The 20,385-nt window shown below is 60.5% G+C and carries 19 protein-coding genes and 1 tRNA gene; 7 read left to right on the plus strand and 13 right to left on the minus strand.

The features are described from left to right. The first annotated feature begins 108 nt into the window (after positions 1–108). Both pcaF and HZ993_RS04640 read left to right on the plus strand, forming a co-directional pair. Positions 109–1,311: a 3-oxoadipyl-CoA thiolase gene (gene pcaF / locus HZ993_RS04635; RefSeq protein ID WP_209396100.1), complete on the plus strand. Its 1,203-nt coding sequence runs from the start codon at positions 109–111 to the stop codon at positions 1,309–1,311. A gap of 153 nt (positions 1,312–1,464) precedes the next feature. Then, the gene (locus HZ993_RS04640) at positions 1,465–2,985 is read left to right on the plus strand and encodes a serine hydrolase domain-containing protein (protein WP_209396101.1); all 1,521 of its coding nucleotides are present in this window, start codon (positions 1,465–1,467) and stop codon (positions 2,983–2,985) included. Between the two features lie 75 nt (positions 2,986–3,060). On the opposite strand, the gene HZ993_RS04645 is transcribed toward HZ993_RS04640, so the two are convergent. The 10 genes from HZ993_RS04645 to uvrB form a co-directional block, all read right to left on the minus strand. Then, positions 3,061–3,135, minus strand: a tRNA-Val gene (locus HZ993_RS04645). A 40-nt stretch (positions 3,136–3,175) separates the two neighbouring features. Beyond that, positions 3,176–3,886 (minus strand): DNA polymerase III subunit epsilon, encoded by a 711-nt coding sequence (gene dnaQ / locus HZ993_RS04650; protein ID WP_209396102.1) that lies wholly within the window; start codon positions 3,884–3,886, stop codon positions 3,176–3,178. An 18-nt stretch (positions 3,887–3,904) separates the two neighbouring features. Further along, entirely contained in the window at positions 3,905–4,243 is a 339-nt protein-coding gene (gene fdx, locus HZ993_RS04655) for an ISC system 2Fe-2S type ferredoxin (protein WP_209396103.1), read from the minus strand. Further along, entirely contained in the window at positions 4,243–6,099 is a 1,857-nt protein-coding gene (gene hscA / locus HZ993_RS04660; protein ID WP_209396104.1) for a Fe-S protein assembly chaperone HscA, read from the minus strand. Before hscA ends, fdx begins: the two co-directional genes overlap by 1 nt. A gap of 68 nt (positions 6,100–6,167) precedes the next feature. Further along, the gene (gene hscB / locus HZ993_RS04665) at positions 6,168–6,686 is read right to left on the minus strand and encodes a Fe-S protein assembly co-chaperone HscB (protein ID WP_209396105.1); all 519 of its coding nucleotides are present in this window, start codon (positions 6,684–6,686) and stop codon (positions 6,168–6,170) included. Next, positions 6,683–7,006, minus strand: coding sequence for an iron-sulfur cluster assembly protein IscA (gene iscA, locus HZ993_RS04670; RefSeq protein ID WP_209396106.1), 324 nt, complete (start codon positions 7,004–7,006; stop codon positions 6,683–6,685). The genes hscB and iscA overlap by 4 nt, the downstream gene beginning before the upstream one ends. Position 7,007: 1 nt before the next feature. Then, positions 7,008–7,394, minus strand: coding sequence for a Fe-S cluster assembly scaffold IscU (gene iscU / locus HZ993_RS04675; RefSeq protein ID WP_209396107.1), 387 nt, complete (start codon positions 7,392–7,394; stop codon positions 7,008–7,010). A 12-nt stretch (positions 7,395–7,406) separates the two neighbouring features. Then, entirely contained in the window at positions 7,407–8,627 is a 1,221-nt protein-coding gene (locus tag HZ993_RS04680) for an IscS subfamily cysteine desulfurase (protein WP_209396108.1), read from the minus strand. A 27-nt stretch (positions 8,628–8,654) separates the two neighbouring features. After that, on the minus strand, positions 8,655–9,191 hold the full coding sequence (locus HZ993_RS04685) for a Fe-S cluster assembly transcription factor (RefSeq protein ID WP_209396109.1): 537 nt from the start codon (positions 9,189–9,191) through the stop codon (positions 8,655–8,657). A 101-nt stretch (positions 9,192–9,292) separates the two neighbouring features. Beyond that, a complete protein-coding gene (gene uvrB / locus HZ993_RS04690; RefSeq protein WP_209396110.1) occupies positions 9,293–11,413 on the minus strand; it encodes an excinuclease ABC subunit UvrB in 2,121 nt (706 codons plus the stop codon). A gap of 427 nt (positions 11,414–11,840) precedes the next feature. On the opposite strand from uvrB, the gene HZ993_RS04695 reads away from it, so the two are divergent. From HZ993_RS04695 to rsxB, 5 genes are all read left to right on the plus strand, one after another. Then, positions 11,841–12,257 (plus strand): hypothetical protein, encoded by a 417-nt coding sequence (locus HZ993_RS04695; RefSeq protein WP_209396111.1) that lies wholly within the window; start codon positions 11,841–11,843, stop codon positions 12,255–12,257. Between the two features lie 261 nt (positions 12,258–12,518). Next, positions 12,519–12,959, plus strand: coding sequence for a tol-pal system-associated acyl-CoA thioesterase (gene ybgC / locus HZ993_RS04700; protein WP_209396112.1), 441 nt, complete (start codon positions 12,519–12,521; stop codon positions 12,957–12,959). 151 nt (positions 12,960–13,110) lie between these two features. Further along, the gene (locus HZ993_RS04705) at positions 13,111–14,307 is read left to right on the plus strand and encodes an amino acid aminotransferase (protein ID WP_209396113.1); all 1,197 of its coding nucleotides are present in this window, start codon (positions 13,111–13,113) and stop codon (positions 14,305–14,307) included. 256 nt (positions 14,308–14,563) lie between these two features. Next, positions 14,564–16,003 carry a polyhydroxyalkanoate depolymerase gene (locus HZ993_RS04710; RefSeq protein WP_209398266.1) on the plus strand — a complete coding sequence of 480 codons (1,440 nt, stop codon included), beginning with the start codon at positions 14,564–14,566 and terminating at the stop codon, positions 16,001–16,003. Further along, entirely contained in the window at positions 16,000–16,680 is a 681-nt protein-coding gene (gene rsxB / locus HZ993_RS04715) for an electron transport complex subunit RsxB (protein WP_245213817.1), read from the plus strand. The genes HZ993_RS04710 and rsxB overlap by 4 nt, the downstream gene beginning before the upstream one ends. Here rsxB and HZ993_RS04720 read toward each other — a convergent pair. From HZ993_RS04720 to HZ993_RS04730, 3 genes are all read right to left on the minus strand, one after another. Next, positions 16,677–18,197 carry a methyl-accepting chemotaxis protein gene (locus tag HZ993_RS04720; RefSeq protein ID WP_209396114.1) on the minus strand — a complete coding sequence of 507 codons (1,521 nt, stop codon included), beginning with the start codon at positions 18,195–18,197 and terminating at the stop codon, positions 16,677–16,679. The genes rsxB and HZ993_RS04720 overlap by 4 nt on opposite strands. Before the next feature lie 109 nt (positions 18,198–18,306). Then, positions 18,307–19,809 (minus strand): mechanosensitive ion channel family protein, encoded by a 1,503-nt coding sequence (locus HZ993_RS04725; RefSeq protein ID WP_209396115.1) that lies wholly within the window; start codon positions 19,807–19,809, stop codon positions 18,307–18,309. 21 nt (positions 19,810–19,830) lie between these two features. After that, positions 19,831–20,319, minus strand: coding sequence for a VOC family protein (locus HZ993_RS04730; RefSeq protein ID WP_209396116.1), 489 nt, complete (start codon positions 20,317–20,319; stop codon positions 19,831–19,833). Between the last annotated feature and the right edge of the window lie 66 nt (positions 20,320–20,385).

Below are 20,385 nucleotides of genomic sequence, written 5' to 3' on the forward strand. Positions count from 1 at the left end.
ACCGCCATGTTAGCGGTCCTGCGCAACGCTTCGCTGAGTCAAATGGGCGACGCATGGCTGGAATGCCAGTGTTAGCATTTCAAGGCACCACTCCACGAGACACCCCGAATGAACCAAGCCTTTATCTGTGACGCCATCCGCACACCCTTTGGCCGCTACGGTGGCGCATTGAGCAGCGTGCGCACTGACGACCTGGCGGCCGTGCCGCTGGAGGCGCTGATGGCGCGCAACCCTAATGTGGACTGGCAGGCGGTAACGGACGTCATCTACGGTTGTGTCAACCAGGCGGGTGAAGACAACCGCAATGTGGCCCACATGGCCAGTCTGCTGGCGGGCCTGCCGCTGGAGTTACCCGGCACCACCATTAACCGCCTGTGCGGCTCGGGCATGGACGCTATTGGCACTGCAGCCCGCGCCATCAAAGCCGGAGAAGCTACATTTATGATAGCAGGCGGTGTGGAGAGCATGAGCCGCGCGCCCTTTGTGATGGGCAAGGCCGAGAGCGCCTTCAGCCGCGCGGCGCAGATGTACGACACCACCATTGGCTGGCGCTTTGTCAACCCGCGCATGAAGGAACGTTACGGCATAGACGCCATGCCCGAGACCGCCGAGAACGTGGCGGCCGACTACAAGATCAGCCGCGAAGACCAGGACAAGATGGCACTGGCCAGCCAGCTCAAGGCCGTAGCGGCGCAGAAGTCCGGCTTCTTTGATGCGGAGTTGACGCCGGTGAACATACCGCAAAAAAAGGGCGATGCCATTGTGGTCACCAAGGACGAACATCCGCGAGAGACTTCACTGGAAGCACTGGCCAAACTCAAGGGCGCCGTGCGTGCGGATGGCACTGTGACAGCCGGCAATGCCAGTGGTGTCAACGACGGCGCCTGCGCCCTGCTGCTGGCCAACGAAGCGGCCACCAAGCAGAACGGTCTGACGCCACGCGCCCGCGTGGTGGGCATGGCCACCGCCGGTGTGCCACCACGCATCATGGGTATTGGTCCGGCCCCGGCCACGCAAAAGGTACTGGCGCTCACAGGCTTGAGCCTTGCACAAATGGACGTGATTGAACTCAACGAAGCCTTTGCCGCGCAAGGCCTGGCCGTGCTGCGCCTGCTGGGCCTGCAGGACGACGACCCGCGCGTCAACCCCAACGGCGGTGCCATTGCCCTGGGCCACCCCTTGGGCGCATCGGGTGCCCGCCTGGTCACCACGGCAATCAACCAGTTGCACAAAACAGGCGGTCGTTACGCCTTGTGCACCATGTGTATTGGTGTGGGCCAGGGCATTGCGGTGGTGATTGAGCGGGTCTGAGGCTACTGATTCCGCCTATCCATCGGGCGTTCCACCCATAACGCCCTGCGGGCAGTTCGTCGCATCGGGGGTGCGTGCAGCGCCTGGGCGTCCTACAGTGCGCCCTTCCCTGCACCAGGGGTCTTTCCATACCTACCCGGAGCCCATGCATCCATGCAACTCAATCCAAAAACCAACCAATGGCTATGCCATGCCCTTTGCGTAGTGGCCGCATTGACCATCACCAGTACCACGGTCCACGCGCAAACGCCCAAAACCACAGCACCCACAGCTACCAATAAATCCCACCAACTTCAAACACTGCTGCGGCAATACCACGCCATCGGCCAACTGGACGGCGTGGTATTGGTCGCCGACCACGGCAAGGTGCTCTACCAGGGCGCCTTCGGTTTGGCCAGCCGCGAGTGGAAAATCCCCAACACGCCGGACACCGCCTTTCGCATCGCCTCGTTGACTAAACAATTCACCGCCACATTGGTGATGCAACTGGTGGAACAAGGTAAACTCAAGCTGGACGACACCATAGACATGTATGTGCCAGACCTGCGCCCAGGCATAGGCAACACGGTAACAATCCACCAGTTGCTCAACCACACGTCGGGCATCGTTGATTACGCCAACTTTCCCGGATTCTGGGAAAGCCGCTTGGGTGCCAAAGTCTCCCGCGCGGAGTTAATGGAGATCATGAACCGCGATCTGGAGTTTGCGCCGGGCTCTGCTGGCAAATACAACAGCTCCGGTTATTACTTGCTGGGCTACGTGATCGAGAAAGTGACGGGCAAGCCCTACCAGCAGGCGCTAGACGACATGATTCTGCAACCGCTGCGCATGGCACGTTCCGGCTACGAAGCGCCTGAGCGCGTGGTAGAGCGCAAGGCCACCGGCTACCTCAAAAGCCCTGGTGGTGAATACGAGAGCGCGGCGCCCATGCACATGGCCAATGGTTACTCCGCGGGCGGCATGTACAGCACAGTTGGAGACATGTTGCGCTGGGACCGTGCGCTCTACGGCACCACGCTGCTATCCGAATCCGCCAAACAGCGCATGTTCACCCCCTACGCCAAGGACGACGTGCGCCGCGATCTGGGTTTTGGCTACGGCTGGCTGGTGGGCACCCGCAAGATTGGCACACGTGACGTCGCCGTGCACGAACACGGTGGCAACACCAACGGCTTTCGCAGCCTGATCACCCGTTTTCCCGATGACCAGCGGCTTGTCGTTATCCTGCTAAATGATGGTGGTGGCACGATCACGCCGGCCATCTACCAAATGGCGGAGTCTGTCACCCGTGTGTTGTACAACCTGCCAACGCCCGCGCCGAAACGTAGCCTGGCGGACATCCTGGCCCAAACCATTGCCAAACAAGGCGTTGGCGCAGCGGTCGGACAGTTTCAACAGCAGCGCAAGACATTCCCCCCAGCCAAAAGCCCCAATGAACTGAACCTGCTGGGCTACCACTACCTGTTGAAAAACCGTCTGCCAGAAGCCGTGGAGGTTTTCAAACTCAACGTTGCGCTGTTTCCTGAAGATGGCAACAGCTACGACAGCCTGGGTGAGGCTTACGTGGTGCAAGGCGACACGCCCCGCGCCATACTGAACTACCGTCGGGCCGTGGAACTGGACAGCACCAATACAAACGCGGTGGAGGTGCTGCGCAAGCTGGAGCAAAAGTAGGCATTGCTGCCATATCCTAAAGCCCAAGAAAAAAGCACCTGGCGTTTCCGCAAGGTGCTTTATCTTTACCGTATTTGGTGGGCAGTACAAGTTTCGAACTTGTGACCCCTGCAGTGTGAATGCAGTGCTCTACCCCTGAGCTAACCGCCCTGATTATTCATCAGAATAGCCTCAAATTATACAACAATCTTCAGGCCAGCTTTCGCCACAGTGTTTTGCCACCGCTGGATTTGTCCATTTGGACCAGCACCTCGTCGTGTGCCGCCAGCTCCTGGGCATTGGCGGCTACCACCGGCAGCTCAAAACCACGCAGATCAACCTGCACCACCTTGATCCCGCTCTCGTTCGATGAACCTACTTCCATCAGGAGCGCATCCTGGCCGCGCGTCATGTTGATGTATACGTCAGCCAGCAGCTCGGCATCCAGTAAGGCGCCGTGCAAGGTGCGGCCGGAGTTGTCCACTTCCAGGCGGTCGCACAAGGCATCCAGGCTGTTGCGTTTGCCGGGGAACATCTCCTTGGCCATGACCAGGGTATCGGTCACCGAGCCAATGTATTTTTTGAACGGCTGGTGGCCGGCACGCACCAGCTCTGCATCCAAAAAGGAGAGGTCAAACGGTGCGTTGTGGATGATGATTTCGGCACCGGCCACGTAGTCCAGCAAGTCTTTGGCAATGGCCGCAAACTTGGGCTTGTCGCTCAAGAACTCGGTGGTCAAGCCGTGGACACGCAAGGCGCCCTCGTCGCTGTCCCGCTCGGGGTTCAGGTAGAAATGCAGGTTGTTGCCGGTGAGCTTGCGGTTGACCAGCTCCACACAGCCGATTTCGACCATGCGGTCCGGGTTTTGGGCCAGGTTGGCGTTGAAGCCGGTCGTTTCGGTATCCAGAAAGATTTGACGCATGCGACGCTCCCCACTCTTTCAGTGATTCTCTTTGGCGTGGTTGAGGGAGTACTTGGGGATCTCCACTACCACATCCTTCTGGGCCAGAAAGGCCTGGCAGCTCAGCCGGGAATTGGGCTCCAAGCCCCAGGCGCGGTCCAACAGGTCTTCTTCCGTTTCGTCCAATTCATTGAGCGATGCAAATCCCTCGCGCACGATGACGTGGCATGTCGTGCAGGCGCAGCTCATATCGCAGGCATGCTCGATGTTGATGTGGTTGTCCAGCAGGGCTTCGCAGATGGAGGTGCCAGCCGGTGCGCTGACCTCAGCGCCTTGGGGGCAGTACTCGGGGTGCGGCAGGATTTTGATGATGGGCATTAGAGTGTCTCAATGTTTTTGCCTTCGAGCGCCTGGGCAATGCCTTTGTTCATGCGCATGGCGGCGAAGGATTCGGTGGCCTGGGCCAGGGCTTTGCTCAGGGCTTCAATCTGGGCGGCATCGGTGCCAGAGCGGCCGTTGGCCAAGGCCAGCATGGCGGCATCGATCTCGGCACGCTCCAGTTGGCTCAGCAAATCGGCATCGGCATCCAGCGCACTCTGGATAGCCAGCAACAAGCGGTCGGCATCCACCTGGGCCTCGACCACGGCGCGGGTGCGGATGTCTTGTTCGGCGGTGGAGAAGCTGTCTTGCAGCATCTGCGCGATCTGCGAGTCACTAAGTCCGTAAGAGGGTTTGACGTTGATGTCGGCCTGCACACCGCTGACCTGCTCGTGGGCGGACACATTCAACAAGCCATCAGCATCAACGGTAAAGGTCACGCGGATACGCGCCGCGCCCGCTGCCATGGGTGGAATGCCGCGCAGCTCAAAACGCGCAAGGCTGCGGCAGTCGCTCACCAGGTCACGCTCGCCCTGCACCACGTGTAAGGCCAGGGCGGTCTGGCCGTCCTTGTAGGTGGTGAAATCCTGCGCCATGGCGGTGGGAATGGTCTGGTTGCGCGGAACGATGCGCTCCACCAAGCCGCCCATGGTCTCCACCCCCAGCGACAGCGGAATCACGTCCAGCAACAGCAAATCACCGGCCGTGTTGTTGCCCGCCAACTGGTTGGCCTGGATGGAGGCGCCCAGCGCCACCACTTCGTCGGGGTTCAGGTTGTTCAGCGGTGCACGCTCAAAAAACTTTGCCACGGCCGCCTGCACCTGGGGCATGCGGGTAGAACCACCTACCATGACAACACCCTGCACATCCTGCACGGCCAGGCGCGCATCACGCAGGGCCTTGCGGGCGGCTGCCAGGGTGCGGGCTGTCAAATGCGCGGTAGCGGCCTCGAACTGGGACTGGCTTACATCAAAATGGGCTGTAGCCCCCGTCAAATCTGCATGGAACGCTACACTATTTGCAGTAGACAGGGCCTCTTTGCAAGCACGGGCCGCCACCTTCAACGCAGCCTTGTCCGATGCATTGGCTGCCTTCACACCGGTCTGGCCCAGCACCCAGTCAGCCAGCGCATGGTCGTAATCATCCCCACCCAGCGCAGAGTCGCCGCCCGTGGCGACCACTTCAAACACGCCCTGCGTCAGCCGCAATATGGAAATGTCAAATGTACCGCCGCCCAGGTCGTAAATGGCGTAGACACCTTCGCTGGCATTGTCCAGGCCATACGCAATGGCCGCCGCAGTGGGCTCGTTGATGAGGCGCAGCACTTTGATGCCGGCCAGTTGCGCAGCGTCCTTGGTGGCTTGGCGCTGGGCTTCGTCAAAGTAAGCCGGCACGGTGATGACTGCGCCATACAGGTCGTCGTTAAACGTGTCTTCGGCCCGGTAGCGCAGCGTGGCCAGAATGTCCGCGCTGACCTCAACCGGGGATTTTTCTCCGGCAACGGTCAGCACACCCAACATGCCGGCGTGGTCAGCAAAGCGGTAGGGCAGTTTCTCGGCACCTGCTACGTCGGCCAGGCTGCGGCCCATGAAGCGCTTGGCCGAAGCAATCGTGTTCTCCGGGTCACTGGCCAGGGCGGCTTGGGCTGCGTAACCAATCTCGCGCTTGCCCCCCTCCAGATAACGCACCACTGACGGCAGGATCACCCGCCCGGCGTCGTCCGGCAGGCATTCCGCCACGCCATTGCGCACCGCGGCCACCAGGGAATGGGTCGTGCCCAGGTCTATGCCGACCGCAATACGGCGCTCGTGTGGATTGGGCGCTTGGCCAGGCTCGGAAATTTGTAGAAGCGCCATTTTTTAATCGCATGGCGGTCGCGCTACGCACCACACAGGGCCGTAACCGGTTCCGCCGGGTTTTGAATTCAGGTTTCCAACTTGTCAAACGCCAGATCGAGATCGTGCGCAAACTTTTCGATGAACATCAGCGCACGTACCGACTGCACGGCAGCTGGGTAATCGTGTTGTACGTCCAAACGCTGCGCACATTCTTGAATCAGGGCTCGCTGCGCAGCCTCTACATTTTCGCGCAAAGCATTCAGCGTATTGTCATCATGGGCTTCATCCAGCTCTTCGCGCCACTGCATCTGCTGCATCAGAAAGGCGGCCGGCATAGCCGTGTTGCTGTGGGCGTTGATGGGGGCACCGGCCAGTTCGCACAGGTAGGCGGCGCGTTTGAGCGGGTCTTTGAGGCGCTGGTAGGCCTCGTTGATGCGCACGGACCACTGCATGGCCACACGCTGTGCGGCGTCGCCCTGGGCGGCAAACTTGTCGGGGTGGGCCTCGCGCTGCAGCTCTTTCCAGCGGGCGTCCAGCGCGGCACGGTCCTGGGCGAACTGCTGCTTTACGCCGAACAGTTCAAAATCATTCGATTGCAGGTTCACACGCGGAAGGACTCACCGCAGCCGCACTTGTCGCGTTCCCGCGGGTTGTTGAAGCGAAAGCCTTCGTTCAAACCCTCACGCACAAAATCCAGCTCGGTACCGTCGAGATAGGCCAGGCTCTTCGGGTCCACCAGCACCTTGACGCCGTGGCCTTCAAACACCAGGTCCTCGGGTGCCAGTTCATCCACGTACTCCAGCTGGTAGGCCAGGCCGGAGCAGCCCGTGGTTTTGACGCCCAGGCGCACGCCCACGCCCTTTCCGCGCTTGGTCAGGTAGCGGGTGACGTGCCGTGCAGCGGCCTCTGTCAGAGTAACTGCCATTTCAGTTCAGGTGTTTTTTCTTATAGTCATCCACGGCCGCCTTAATGGCGTCTTCGGCCAGGATGGAGCAGTGGATCTTGACTGGCGGCAGTGCCAGTTCTTCGGCGATCTGGCTGTTCTTCAGCGCAGCCGCTTCGTCCAGCGTCTTGCCCTTGACCCACTCGGTCACCAGAGAGCTGGACGCAATGGCCGAGCCGCAGCCATAGGTCTTGAAGCGTGCGTCTTCGATCACGCCGGTTTGTGGGTTGACCTTGATCTGCAGCTTCATCACGTCGCCACAGGCGGGCGCGCCCACCATACCCGTGCCTACGCTGTCGTCGCCTTTTTCAAAGCTGCCGACATTGCGGGGGTTTTCATAGTGGTCAACAACTTTTTCTGAATATGCCATTTTCAATTCTCCTTAATGCGCAGCCCACTGGATCGTGGAAATATCAATGCCTTCTTTGAACATGTCCCACAGGGGGCTCAAGTCACGCAGCTTGGCTACATTTTTCTTGATGGTGTCCACGGCGTAGTCGATCTCGGCCTCGGTGGTCCAGCGGCCAATCGTCATGCGCAGGCTGCTGTGGGCCAGTTCGTCACTACGGCCCAGTGCGCGCAGCACGTAGCTGGGTTCCAGTGAGGCCGATGTACAGGCGGAGCCGCTGCTGACAGCCAAGCCCTTGATACCCATGATCAGCGACTCGCCTTCGACGTAGTTGAAGCTCATGTTCAGGTTGTGCGGCACGCGCTTCGTTTCGTGGCCGTTGATGAAGACCTGCTCCACATCCTTCAGGCCGGCCAGCATGCGTTCATGCAGGGCGCGGATGCGGATGTTGTCGGAAGCCATCTCTTCTTTTGCAATCCGGTAGGCCTCTCCCATGCCCACAATCTGGTGTGTGGGCAGGGTGCCGCTGCGCATGCCGCGCTCGTGGCCGCCACCGTGCATTTGCGCTTCCAGGCGGATGCGGGGCTTGCGGCGCACAAACAATGCACCCACGCCCTTGGGGCCGTAGGTCTTGTGCGAGGTCAGACTCATCAGATCGACGGGGAGCTGGGACAAATCAAATTCGACCCGGCCAGTGGCTTGCGCTGCATCCACGTGGAAAACGATGCCTTTTTCACGGCAGACCGCGCCAATACCAGCGATGTCTTGGATGACACCAATCTCATTGTTCACAAACATGACACTGACCAGGATCGTGTCCGGACGAATGGCAGCCTTGAACACGTCCATATCGATCAGGCCATCGGCCTGCACATCCAGATAGGTCACCTCAAAGCCCTGGCGCTCCAGCTCACGGCAGGTGTCCAGCACGGCCTTGTGCTCGGTCTTGACGGTGATGATGTGTTTGCCCTTGGACTTGTAGAAGTGCGCGGCACCCTTCAAGGCCAGGTTGATGGATTCGGTCGCGCCGGATGTCCAGACAATCTCGCGCGGGTCAGCGCCAATCAGGGCGGCAACCTGACCGCGGGCGTTTTCGACCGCCGCTTCAGCCTCCCAGCCCCAGGCGTGGCTGCGCGACGCGGGATTGCCGAAATGGTTGCGCAACCAGGGCACCATGGCATCGACCACGCGCTCGTCGCACGGCGTGGTGGCGCTGTAGTCCATGTAGATGGGGAAATGGGGTGTGGAATCCATGGCAGTTAACTATTAAAACTAGGGGAATCAGTTTTTGGAGAATGCATTGCCCAAGGCAAACACGGAATTGGGCGCGTTGATGCGTATGGGCTTGGTGATGGGCATGGCCGAGATGGCACGCTTGACACTGGGCTTGTCTTCCACCAGCAGACCTTTGGACAGTTGGTCATCCACCAGTTTTTGCAAGGTGACCGAGTCCAAAAACTCCACCATGCGCACATTCAATGCGGCCCACAGGTCATGGGTCATGCAGCGCTCACCCTCACCCAGGCAGTTTTCCTTGCCGCCGCAGTGGGTGGCGTCGATGGGCTCATCCACCGAGACGATAATGTCTGCCACGGTGATGTCCGACGCTTTGCGCGCAAGGGTGTAACCGCCGCCGGGGCCACGGGTGGATTCCACCAGTTCATGGCGGCGCAGCTTGCCAAACAACTGCTCCAGGTACGACAGCGAAATCTGCTGGCGCTGGCTGATAGCGGCCAAGGTCACGGGCCCGCTGCTTTGTCGCAAGCCCAGATCAATCATGGCGGTGACCGCAAACCGGCCTTTGGTAGTGAGACGCATGGAAAACTCCTTCAGTCCTACTTGGTTGACTATTCCACTCAAGTATACCAAAAAACCTAGGGTTTTCCTCAGGTATTTAGACTGATCAGTCACAAACCCGTTTATTTGCCCGCCGCGGACAGGACAACGATGTTGTCGCTGCCCGGCGCGCCAAAGGCCTGCTCCTTCAAAATGTGCAACTGGTCCCGCACTTTGGCCGCCTTTTCGAACTCCAAATTGCGGGCGTGCTCCATCATCAACTTCTCTAAGCGCTTGATTTCACGGGAGATATCCTTCTCGCTCATGTCTTCCGCTTGGGCCCGCTGCATGGCGTCGCGCTCCAGGCGCTCGGCTTCCTTGCCAGCCTTTTCGCTGTAGACGCCGTCGATCAGGTCGCGCACTTTTTTAACGATGGCTTTGGGGGTAATATTCCGCTCCAGGTTGTGGGCAATCTGCTTTTTGCGGCGCCGTTCGGTCTCGCCAATTGCCCGTTCCATGGAATCGGTGATGCGGTCGGCATACAGAATGGCGCGGCCATTCAGGTTGCGGGCGGCCCGGCCTATGGTCTGTATCAATGAGCGCTCGGAGCGCAAAAAGCCCTCCTTGTCGGCGTCCAAAATCGCCACCAGCGACACCTCGGGAATGTCCAGGCCTTCGCGCAGCAGGTTGATGCCCACCAGCACATCAAAGGCACCCAGGCGCAGATCCCGCAAGATTTCTACCCGCTCTACCGTGTCCACATCGCTGTGCAGATAGCGCACTTTCACGCCGTTGTCGGTCAGATAGTCGGTCAGTTGCTCGGCCATGCGTTTGGTCAGCGTGGTGATCAACACGCGCTCGTTCTTCTCCACACGGATTCGAATTTCCTGCAAGACGTCGTCCACCTGGTGGGTGGCGGGCCGCACTTCCACTTCGGGGTCCACCAGACCTGTGGGGCGCACCACCTGCTCCACCACCTGGCCGGCATGTTCTTTCTCGTAGTTGGAGGGTGTGGCGGATACAAAAATGGCCTGCCGCATCCGTGTTTCAAACTCCGCAAACTTCAGCGGCCGGTTGTCCAGCGCGCTGGGAAGGCGGAATCCGTATTCCACCAGCGTGGTCTTGCGCGAACGGTCGCCCAGGTACATGGCGCCAAACTGGCCGATGGTGACGTGGCTTTCGTCAATGAACATGACCGCGTCCTTGGGCATGTAGTCCGTCAGCGTGGAAGGCGGGTCGCCAGGTGCGCTGCCCGCAAGGTGACGGCTGTAGTTTTCAATGCCCTTGCAGTGGCCGACTTCGCTGAGCATTTCCAAGTCAAAACGCGTGCGCTGCTCCAGGCGCTGGGCTTCGACCAGCTTGCCTGCGGACACAAACTCCTTAAGCCGGTCCGCCAGCTCCACCTTGATAGTTTCCACGGCCATCAGCACCTGGTCACGTGGGGTGACGTAGTGGCTGCCGGGGTACACCGTGAATCGCGGAATCTTCTGGCGGATGCGACCGGTCAAGGGGTCGAACAGTTGTAGGGATTCGATCTCATCGTCAAACATCTCCAGGCGCAGCGCCATCTCGGAATGTTCGGCCGGAAAGATGTCGATGGTGTCGCCCCGCACGCGGAAGGTGCCGCGGCTGAAGTCCATGTCATTGCGCTGGTATTGCATACGCACCAGTTGGGCGATGGCATCGCGCTGGTTGAGCTTGTCGCCGGTGCGCAAGGTCATGATCATCTTGTGGTACGCCTCGGGCTGGCCGATACCGTAGATGGCGGACACGGTGGCCACGATGACGACATCGCGCCGCTCCAGGATGGATTTGGTGCACGATAGGCGCATCTGCTCGATGTGCTCGTTGATGGCGCTGTCTTTCTCAATGAACAGATCGCGCTGCGGCACGTACGCCTCGGGCTGGTAGTAGTCGTAGTAGCTGACGAAATACTCGACCGCGTTGTTCGGGAAGAACTCGCGGAACTCGCTGTACAGCTGCGCGGCCAATGTCTTGTTGTGCGCGAACACGATGGCCGGGCGGCCCAGGCGGGCGATCACATTGGCCATGGTGTAGGTCTTGCCGGAACCGGTCACGCCCAGCAGGGTCTGGAACACCTCGCCGTCGATCACGCCCTCAACCAGTTTGTCAATCGCCTCTGGCTGGTCACCAGCCGGTGGGTAGGGCTGGTACAGCTCAAACGGTGAACCGGGGTAGCGGATGAACTGACCGGTGGGCGCGGGCGCGGCATTTGGGTCGGCGATGGGGGTCGGGGCGGTCATGGATTGGTTCGGCAAATGGGCAAAGATGGAACTGTAGTCCATGCGGTGCGTTTGCGTTTGTGGGGGCGCGCACGCCGGGCCAGCGGTGTGGGCCGAGCGACCCTGCTGCGTGGGCCCTGCGGGCTGCCTTGCGGTGCTCGCGTCGGGCGGGGTCTGGCTAAACTCGCCCTGCGGGCTCAAACAACGCCAGCCCTGATCCGCCCGGCCCTGCGCGCCTCAGCCACGCACAAGGGATCGCCCAGCCCGCACCGCTGGCCCGGCTTGGGGATTGATTGCAGTGGATGAGAGTCAACACCCCGACTTATTTAGTGTGGGGTTGTGTGCTATTTTTATGGGAGCAGACTTTGTATATTCGACGTGGGCTAGGTGCCATTTTCATGCAGGATTCCGTCAGAGAATCACGCATAGTTTTACGGTCTGCAATTCGATGAACGCACTCGTGGACACAGCGCTCGTCGCTGCCGAAGTTGAAAACCTTCATCAGTTCATCCAGCAATGGTTCAATGGCTCCATCCCAAAGTCAGAAGAGGCATTTGCCAGGCTCTCAACCTCTTGGCCCCATGGCTTCACACTCATTGATCCTCACAACGAATGCCATTCGTCTACCGAGTTGCTGAAATCCACATATCAGTTGCATGGTCAGTTTCCAAACCTTTCGATCCAGATCAAGAACATGAAGGTCAGCAGCCACCTGCCCGGCACAGCTGTCGCGGTCTATGAAGAGTGGCATGTGGAACCAATCGAATCGGAAGCTAGGCTATGCAGTGCAACTTTTGCCCTTGAAGCAGTTCATCCAGGCCGCCTCAGTTGGGTCCACATACACGAGTCAAAGCTGGCTATCTGAGCAACTGCGCTCTAACCCCAACGTTTTGAATAGTTTCTGGTAGCGATCACCCGAAAGCATGAGGCATCGCTCCGTGCCACCCTTGGGCGGTGCCGAGCAGCGCAGCGGCGGGCGGATCAGGGCTGGCGTTGTTTGAGGCGTAGCCGAGTTTAGCCAGACCCCGCCCGGCACGAGCAGTGCAGGGGAGTCGCGCCAGCGACCATCGCCCCAGGGTGGCACGGAGCGATGCCTCATGCGCCCCCGTCTGCAACAATATTGCCCATGCGCCCCACCCCCCTCCCCCCACCCGACAACGTCTTCACCTGGCCCGTCCGAATCTATTGGGAGGACACCGATGCAGGCGGCATCGTCTTCTACGCCAACTACCTGAAATTCTTCGAGCGCGCCCGCACCGAATGGCTGCGCGCCAAAGGTGTGGAGCAGCGCCAACTGCAGCAAGACCTGGGCTGCATCTTTGTGGTGAGCGACGTGCAAATCAAATACCTGCGCTCGGCTAGGCTGGACGACCAGTTGCTGGTCACCTCGCACTTGAGCGAGCTGGGGCGGTCGTCCTTCACCATCCAGCAAGAGGCGCGGCTGGTATCTGCGGATGCCGCGCCGGTGGTGCTGTGCACGGGCTCCGTGCGCGTTGGCTGGATACACGGCCAGACCTCCAAGCCCGCGCGCATACCGCCCGAACTGCAGCAGGCTCTGCAGGGCTGAAGAATCCGGTGATGTGGCGGGCTGCAGAATCCATGCAGTATCCGCATCACATCCCCACCTCGGGGTAAACCCACCCCGGTAGAATGAGGGCCGACACCAGCCCCGTGCTGCTGCTTCGCACCCCTCCCGAATCTTTCCCACAGGACCCGCTATGTCTCTCTTCTCCTCCGTCGAAATGGCCCCCCGCGACCCTATCCTGGGTCTGAACGAGCAATTCAACGCCGACACCAACCCTGCCAAAGTCAACCTGGGCGTGGGCGTGTACTTTGACGACAACGGCAAGCTGCCCCTGCTGCAGTGTGTGCAGGCCGCTGAAAAAACCATGATGGACAAGCCCACCGCCCGCGGCTATCTGCCTATCGACGGCATCGTGGCCTATGACAACGCGGTCAAGAGCCTGGTGTTTGGTGCCGACAGCGAACCCCTCACCTCGGGCCGCGTGGCCACCGTGCAAGCCATTGGCGGCACCGGCGGCCTGAAGATTGGTGCCGACTTCCTGAAGAAGCTCAACCCCAACGCCAAGGTACTGATCTCCGACCCCAGCTGGGAAAACCACCGCGCGCTGTTCAACAGCGCTGGTTTCGAGGTCGACACCTACGCCTACTACGACGCCGCCAAGCGCGGTGTCAATGTCGAAGGTTTCCTGGCCAGCCTGAACGCGGCCGCGCCCGGCACCATCGTGGTGCTTCACGCCTGCTGCCACAACCCCACCGGCTACGACATCACTCCCGCTGACTGGGACAAAGTGATTGCCGTGGTGAAGGCCAAGGAACTGACCCCCTTCCTGGACATGGCCTACCAAGGCTTTGGTTACGGCATTGCCGAAGACGGCGCCGTGATCCAGAAGTTTGTCGCCGCCGGCCTGAACTTCTTTGTGTCCACCTCCTTCTCCAAGAGCTTCAGCCTCTACGGCGAGCGCGTGGGCGGCCTGTCCGTGCTGTGCAAGGACAAGGAAGAAGCCGGCCGCGTGCTGAGCCAACTCAAGATCGTCATCCGCACCAACTACTCCAACCCACCCACACACGGTGGCGCTGTGGTGGCAGCCGTGCTGAACAACCCCGAGCTGCGTGCCCTGTGGGAAAAAGAGCTGGGCGAAATGCGCGTGCGTATCAAGGCCATGCGCCAGAAGCTGGTCGATGGCCTGAAGGCTGCGGGTGTCAAGCAAGACATGTCTTTCATCACCACCCAGATCGGCATGTTCAGCTACTCGGGCCTGACCAAGGACCAGATGGTGCGCCTGCGCAGCGAATTCGGCGTCTACGGCACTGACACCGGCCGTATGTGTGTGGCCGCGCTGAACAGCAAGAACATCGACTACGTATGCGCGTCGATTGCCAAGGTCGTTTAAGCCAAATTGGGCTCCAGCCCCCGTCAATACTACGTAGGCCGCTACCAATACAGTAGCGGCCTACTGGTTCGTGGCGGAGCACTTGTTTGGGCGGTGTACTGCAACCCCACCCTACAGTCCCTGTCACCAAGCTGACAAACACCGGGAATCTACGGGGTTTCCTAGGGCCAAACGCCAACCCCGCACACGTGTAAAGCTGGTATATTGCACTGCAACATTTCTATTGTTGAAACGTTCTTCCGAAAGCGAGTCTCCCATGCTGTACCAGTTCTACGAAACCCAGCGGTCCTTGATGGAGCCCTTTTCTGACCTGGCCCAGACCGCCGCCAAAGTGTTTGCCAACCCCCTGACGCTGGCCGGCCAAAACCCGTTTGCGCAACGCATCTCTGCGGGTTACGACCTGATGCACCGCCTGGGCAAGGACTACGAAAAACCCGAATTCGGCCTGCGCACCATTGATGTGGACGGCGTGGAGGTGGCCATCCACGAACGCGTGGAGGTTGCCAAGCCCTTTTGTGAACTGCGCCGCTTCAAACGCTTCACCGACGACACTGACACACTGGAAAAGATCAAGGGCCAGCCCGCAGTGCTGATCGTGGCGCCCTTGTCGGGCCACTACGCCACGCTATTACGCGACACCGTCAAGACCATGCTGAAGGACCACAAGGTCTACATCACCGACTGGAAAAACGCGCGCCTGGTGCCCCTGTCCGAGGGTGGCTTCAACCTGGACGACTATGTGAACTACGTGCAGGAGTTCATCCGCCACGTGCAGGCCAAATATGGCAACTGCCACGTCATGAGCGTGTGCCAGCCCACCGTGCCGGTGTTGGCCGCCGTGTCGCTGATGGCCGCGCGTGGCGAACCCACGCCGCTGACCATGACCATGATGGGTGGCCCTATCGACGCGCGCAAATCGCCCACGGCCGTCAACAACCTGGCCATGAACAAGAGTTACAGCTGGTTCGAGAACAACGTGATCTTCCGCGTGCCCTCCAACTTCCCCGGCGCGGGCCGCCGCGTCTACCCCGGCTTCTTGCAGTACACCGGCTTTGTGGCCATGAACCCCAGCAACCACGCCAACAGCCATTACGACTACTTCAAGGACCTGATCAAGGGTGACGACGCCAGCACCGAAGCCCACCGCAAGTTCTACGACGAGTACAACGCTGTGCTGGACATGGACGCCAATTACTACCTGGACACCATCAAGGTCGTGTTCCAGGACTTCAGCCTGGTCAACGGCACCTGGGACGTCAAGGGTGTGAATGGCAAGGTTGAACGGGTTCGCCCCGAAGCCATCAAGACCACGGCACTGTTTTCGGTGGAAGGTGAGCTGGACGACATCTCCGGCTCCGGCCAGACCCAGGCCGTGCATGACATCTGTACCGGTGTGCCGCGCAGCATGCAAAAGCACTTTGAAGCCAAGGGAGCCGGCCACTACGGCATCTTCTCGGGCCGGCGTTGGCGCGAACATGTGTACCCCCAGGTGAAGTCCTTCATCCTGTCCCAGCATGTTCCCAGCACCCCCGCGGTTGCTGACCGGCGGGCGGCTAAACCGGCTGCTGTGGTTGAGCCCAAAGCCGTTGTAGCCCCCGTGGCAAAGAAAGTGGCAAAACCGGCTGCAGCCCCCGCAAAGGCTGCTCGTACCGCTACTAAAAAGGTAGCGACCAAACGCAGCACTGCCAAGAAGTGAGTAGCCCGGCGCAACCGCTGGGGCAACTTGCGGCCCGCATTCTGGATGCGCTGCCGCAAACCCAGTGCACGCGCTGCGGTTACCCGGATTGCGCGGGTTATGCCCAGGCCATCACGTCTGGAGAAGCGGACATCAACCAATGCCCACCCGGCGGACAGGAAGGCGTGGTCCGTCTGGCGCAGATCACCGCCCGGCCAGCCAAGCCCTTGAACCCTGACTTTGGCCTGGAAGCGCCGCGCCAGGTCGTTTTTATTGACGAAAACTGGTGCATAGGCTGCACGCTGTGCCTGGATGCCTGCCCGACCGACGCCATCATGGGCAGCAACAAACGTATGCACACCGTCATCGAGGCCTATTGCACCGGTTGTGAGTTGTGTTTGCCCGTCTGCCCGGTGGACTGCATCAAGCTGGAGAATGCCAGTGGTGACGCCACCGGCTGGGCCGCATGGTCACAGCCAGCGGCCGACCTGGCGCGAACACGTTACGCCGCCAAGACCGAGCGCACTGCGCGCGCCAAGGAAGCGCACGCACACAAACAGCAGGCGCAGGTACAGGCCAAGCTGGCCGACCTGGCGGCGCATTCCCGCATCACCGACCCCGCCGTGCTGGACCACAAACGCGCCATCATCGAAGCCGCCATGGCTCGCGCCCGCAGCAAACGCGCGGGCCTAGACTAGGCCTGCACCAGGTTCTTGTAGACGCCGCAGCCGACGTAGAGCCCGTCCACCTTCTGTACGAAGGACATCTTGGCCTGCACCTTGCCCGTGGTCGGGTTGGCAATGTTGTACTCCACCCAGCCCGGCTCGTAGTCTGCCTGGTCAATGATCGATTGCAACAACCCCTGGCCGTCGATGCCAGGAATGTCCTGCAAACGCGTGCCGACTTTGGCCGGGTTGCCCCCAAAGGCAAGGTAACGGCCGGTGTCGTCCAGCACAAAGACGTACATGTCGCGGTCCATAAAACCCTTGGTCGCATCGGTCACGTCCCGCAGGAAGGTCTCTTTGGACACATGCTGGCGGTGGGCCACGGCGCGCTGCACCAGGGCCAGAGCCTCTTCGGCCGAGCCCTGCTGCAGTTTGAACAGCGCCACCGATTCCACCAGCGTACTGGCCCGCCCTTCCATGGCCACGGCCTGGGTCACGGCCTGCTCCACCATCTGGGCATTGCGCTGGGTGATTTCGTCCAGTTGGCGCACAGCCGAAGTGATCTCACTCAGGCCCGAACTCTGCTCCGCGCTGGACGTGGAGATTTGCGACATGCTGGCAGCTACATCGCGTATGCCGCCAACTACTTGGTTGATGGTAGTGCCTGCCGCGCGGATTTTCTGCACGCTGGACGCCACCTGGCTGGACGAAGTGCTGATCAGCAGGCGAATTTCTTTGGACGCCTCGGCAGAACGCTGCGCCAGGGAGCGTACCTCGGTCGCCACCACGGCAAATCCACGGCCCGACTCACCGGCACGTGCGGCCTCCACGGCTGCATTCAGGGCCAGGATATTGGTTTGGAAGGCCAGGCCGTCAATGACACCCACAATTTCATCCATGCGTTTGGCACTGGCCTGTATGGCTTCTACCGACTCCACCGCCTGCACCATGGTGGCGGCACCCTGGTCGGCCACATCACGCACTTCGCCCGCTTTCTGGTTGGCCCGGCTGGCGGTGTTGGCGTTTTCTTGCACGGTGGAGGACAGTTCTTCCACGCTGGCGGCTGTCTGCTCCAGGTTGGCGGCCTGCTGCTCGGTGCGGTCCGACAAATCGCTGCTGCCGCGGGCCAGGCTTTTGCCCGCGTGGTTGACAAAGGCCGCATTGCTGCGCACATTGGCCACCATGGCCGAAACGGTACGGCCCAACTGGCCTACGGCCCCCACAAGCTGCCCCAATTCATCGCGACCGCTGGCGGTTAAGGACTGGCGCAAGTCACCGGCCACCATACGGTCCACAGCCTTCACGACCACGCCCAAATCCAGCGTCACACTCAGGTAGAACGCCACCAGGAAATAGACCAGCAGGCCAGCCAAGCCACACAGCACCCACAGGCTGGCCGGCCCCGGCCTGGAACCATCACCCACCACGACCTGCCACAACACAAACACCAATGGCAACGCTGACAACACTGCAACCAGTGCCAGCTTGCCCCCCAGTGACAAGTGACGCATCAGGCCAAGCCCAAGCCCCAACAACTTGGAAGAACCCATATCAAACACCTCGCTATACCGGTACCACAACAATACATCCAGACCGGGCCGAAGGCTAGCCCTTCAAGCTGACGATGAACCTACATAGGAACCCGGTACAAACCCTGTATCAGGCGCGTTGCGAGAAGAATTTAAGCATGCGACCCAGCAGGTCGTCCTGGCTTGCCACCGGCTGGCCTGCCTTGGCCAGCAGCACGCTGCGTTCGGCATTGCGCGCCTCAACGATGGCGCTCATGTCTCTGGCAATCTCGGGGCGTTGTTCCAAAACCTTGGCAAAACCCGCCTTGTCCAGACGGTAACAATCCACGGCTGTAACTGCCACCACGGTGGCGCTGCGGGCCTCACCGGTCAGCATGCCCATCTCGCCAAAAATATCGCCATCGTGCAAGGTGGCCACGGGTATGCGGCCGTCCGGCCCATCCACCAGTACCTTCGCCTCACCCCGTATGACCAGGTAGAGCCAATGGGCGACAGCGCCCTGGCGGGTAAGAATGTCCCCCGCGGCAAACGGTGCATGCACCAGGTGTTCGGCCAGCATGTGTTGCTCGGCGGAAGGCAAATTGGCAAACAGATCGGTGCGGCGGATCGCGTCCAGGCGCAGGTCAAATTCGCGCTGGTCCGACGCGGCCCGCCAACTGTCGTTTTCCTTGATCAGCAGGCGCTCTTCTTGCGGCACGCCCAGCTGTATGCCTGCACGGGCCAGGGCCGCCAGTGCATGCACCCGCACCGAAGAATCGCCGGGCTCGTCAAACTGCGGATCGCCCAGCCAGTAACGCAGGCTGAAGCGGCGATACCCGGCCACCACATCACTCAAGATGGCATTGGGGGGTGGCTGGGTCAACACATGGGGAATTTCGGCGTCCAGCACGGAGCGCTCCAGCACACGAATGACGGCCTCCGGATCGGCCGACGGTGTGATGCAGAAGTGAACCACACGGCGCCACGCCAGCGGCGCAGCGTCGGAGCCCCGCATGACGGTGAAGCGGTTTTTCATCAGCCAGCTGTTGGGCACCATGACCAGCTCGCAGTTGCGGGTCTCAACCGCAGTAAACCGCCAATGCACATCGGTGACACGGCCGCTGATGTCGTCCAGTTTCACCCAGTCACCTACGCGCAGCGAATTATCCAGCTGCAGGGTCACACCACCCAACACATTGCCCAGAGTGTCCTGCATGGCAAAGGCCAATACGGCGGTAATGACGGCCGAAGTGGCAAACAACGGCGTGGGATCGACCCCCGACAGCCGCAGGCAGAAAATTCCCCAGACCAGGGCCAGCCCGGTAAAGCTCAGGTCATGGGCAATGCGGGGCACGCTGAAGCCCCACAGCGGCAGCAGGCCGCGAAAAAACACCGTCGCCACCAGATGCGCGCAAGCTACACCCCACAGAAAAATGGCCAGCACCAAGGCGGTATTGGCCAGCATGGGAGAACCGCGCAACCCCCTGACCGCCGACAGCGCCACCAGCACCAGTGCCGACAACACCCAGGTAACCCGAAGCGCCCGGTATTCTGCAGGCCGCACCAACCGAAAAACCACCGCCGCCGCCACAACGCCCAACCAGGCCCACCACAACACGGGTTGTTGGGCCATTGCCAGATCAAGTACGGTCATGGACGGGCCCGCGTGACAGCTTTAGCGGCTTTGTCCAGGATGGGCCAACTGTGAAAACGCCTTGACCACCTCGGGCGGTGCCTGCACCAGCTCGATCAACACACCCTCACCGGCAATCGGAAATTCATCGTTGCTCTTGGGGTGCAAAAAACACACATCAAAGCCGGAGGCACCCTTGCGGATGCCACCCGGCGCAAAACGCACACCCTGAGCAGTGAGCCAGTCCACGGCGGTGGCTAGGTCATCTATCCACAAGCCCACGTGGTTGAGCGGCGTGTTTTGCACGGCGGGCTTTTTCTCGGGGTCCAGGGGTTGCATCAGGTCCACTTCGACCTTGAACGCACCCGCGCCTATGGCACAAATGTCTTCGTCCACGTTTTCTGACGCACTGCGGTAGGTACCGGTGACCTCCAGCCCCAGCATGTCCACCCACAGCCTGTGAAGGCGCTTCTTGTCAGTGGCACCGATGGCGATTTGCTGGATGCCCAGCACATGAAAAGGACGCAGCATGTCGATACCCTCACCTTGTTTGACAAACTTCACTTTCGCATATTTTTGCGATTTACAACCCCGCGT

Source organism: Rhodoferax sp. AJA081-3 (genome assembly GCF_017798165.1).
GTDB lineage: Bacteria > Pseudomonadota > Gammaproteobacteria > Burkholderiales > Burkholderiaceae_C > Allorhodoferax.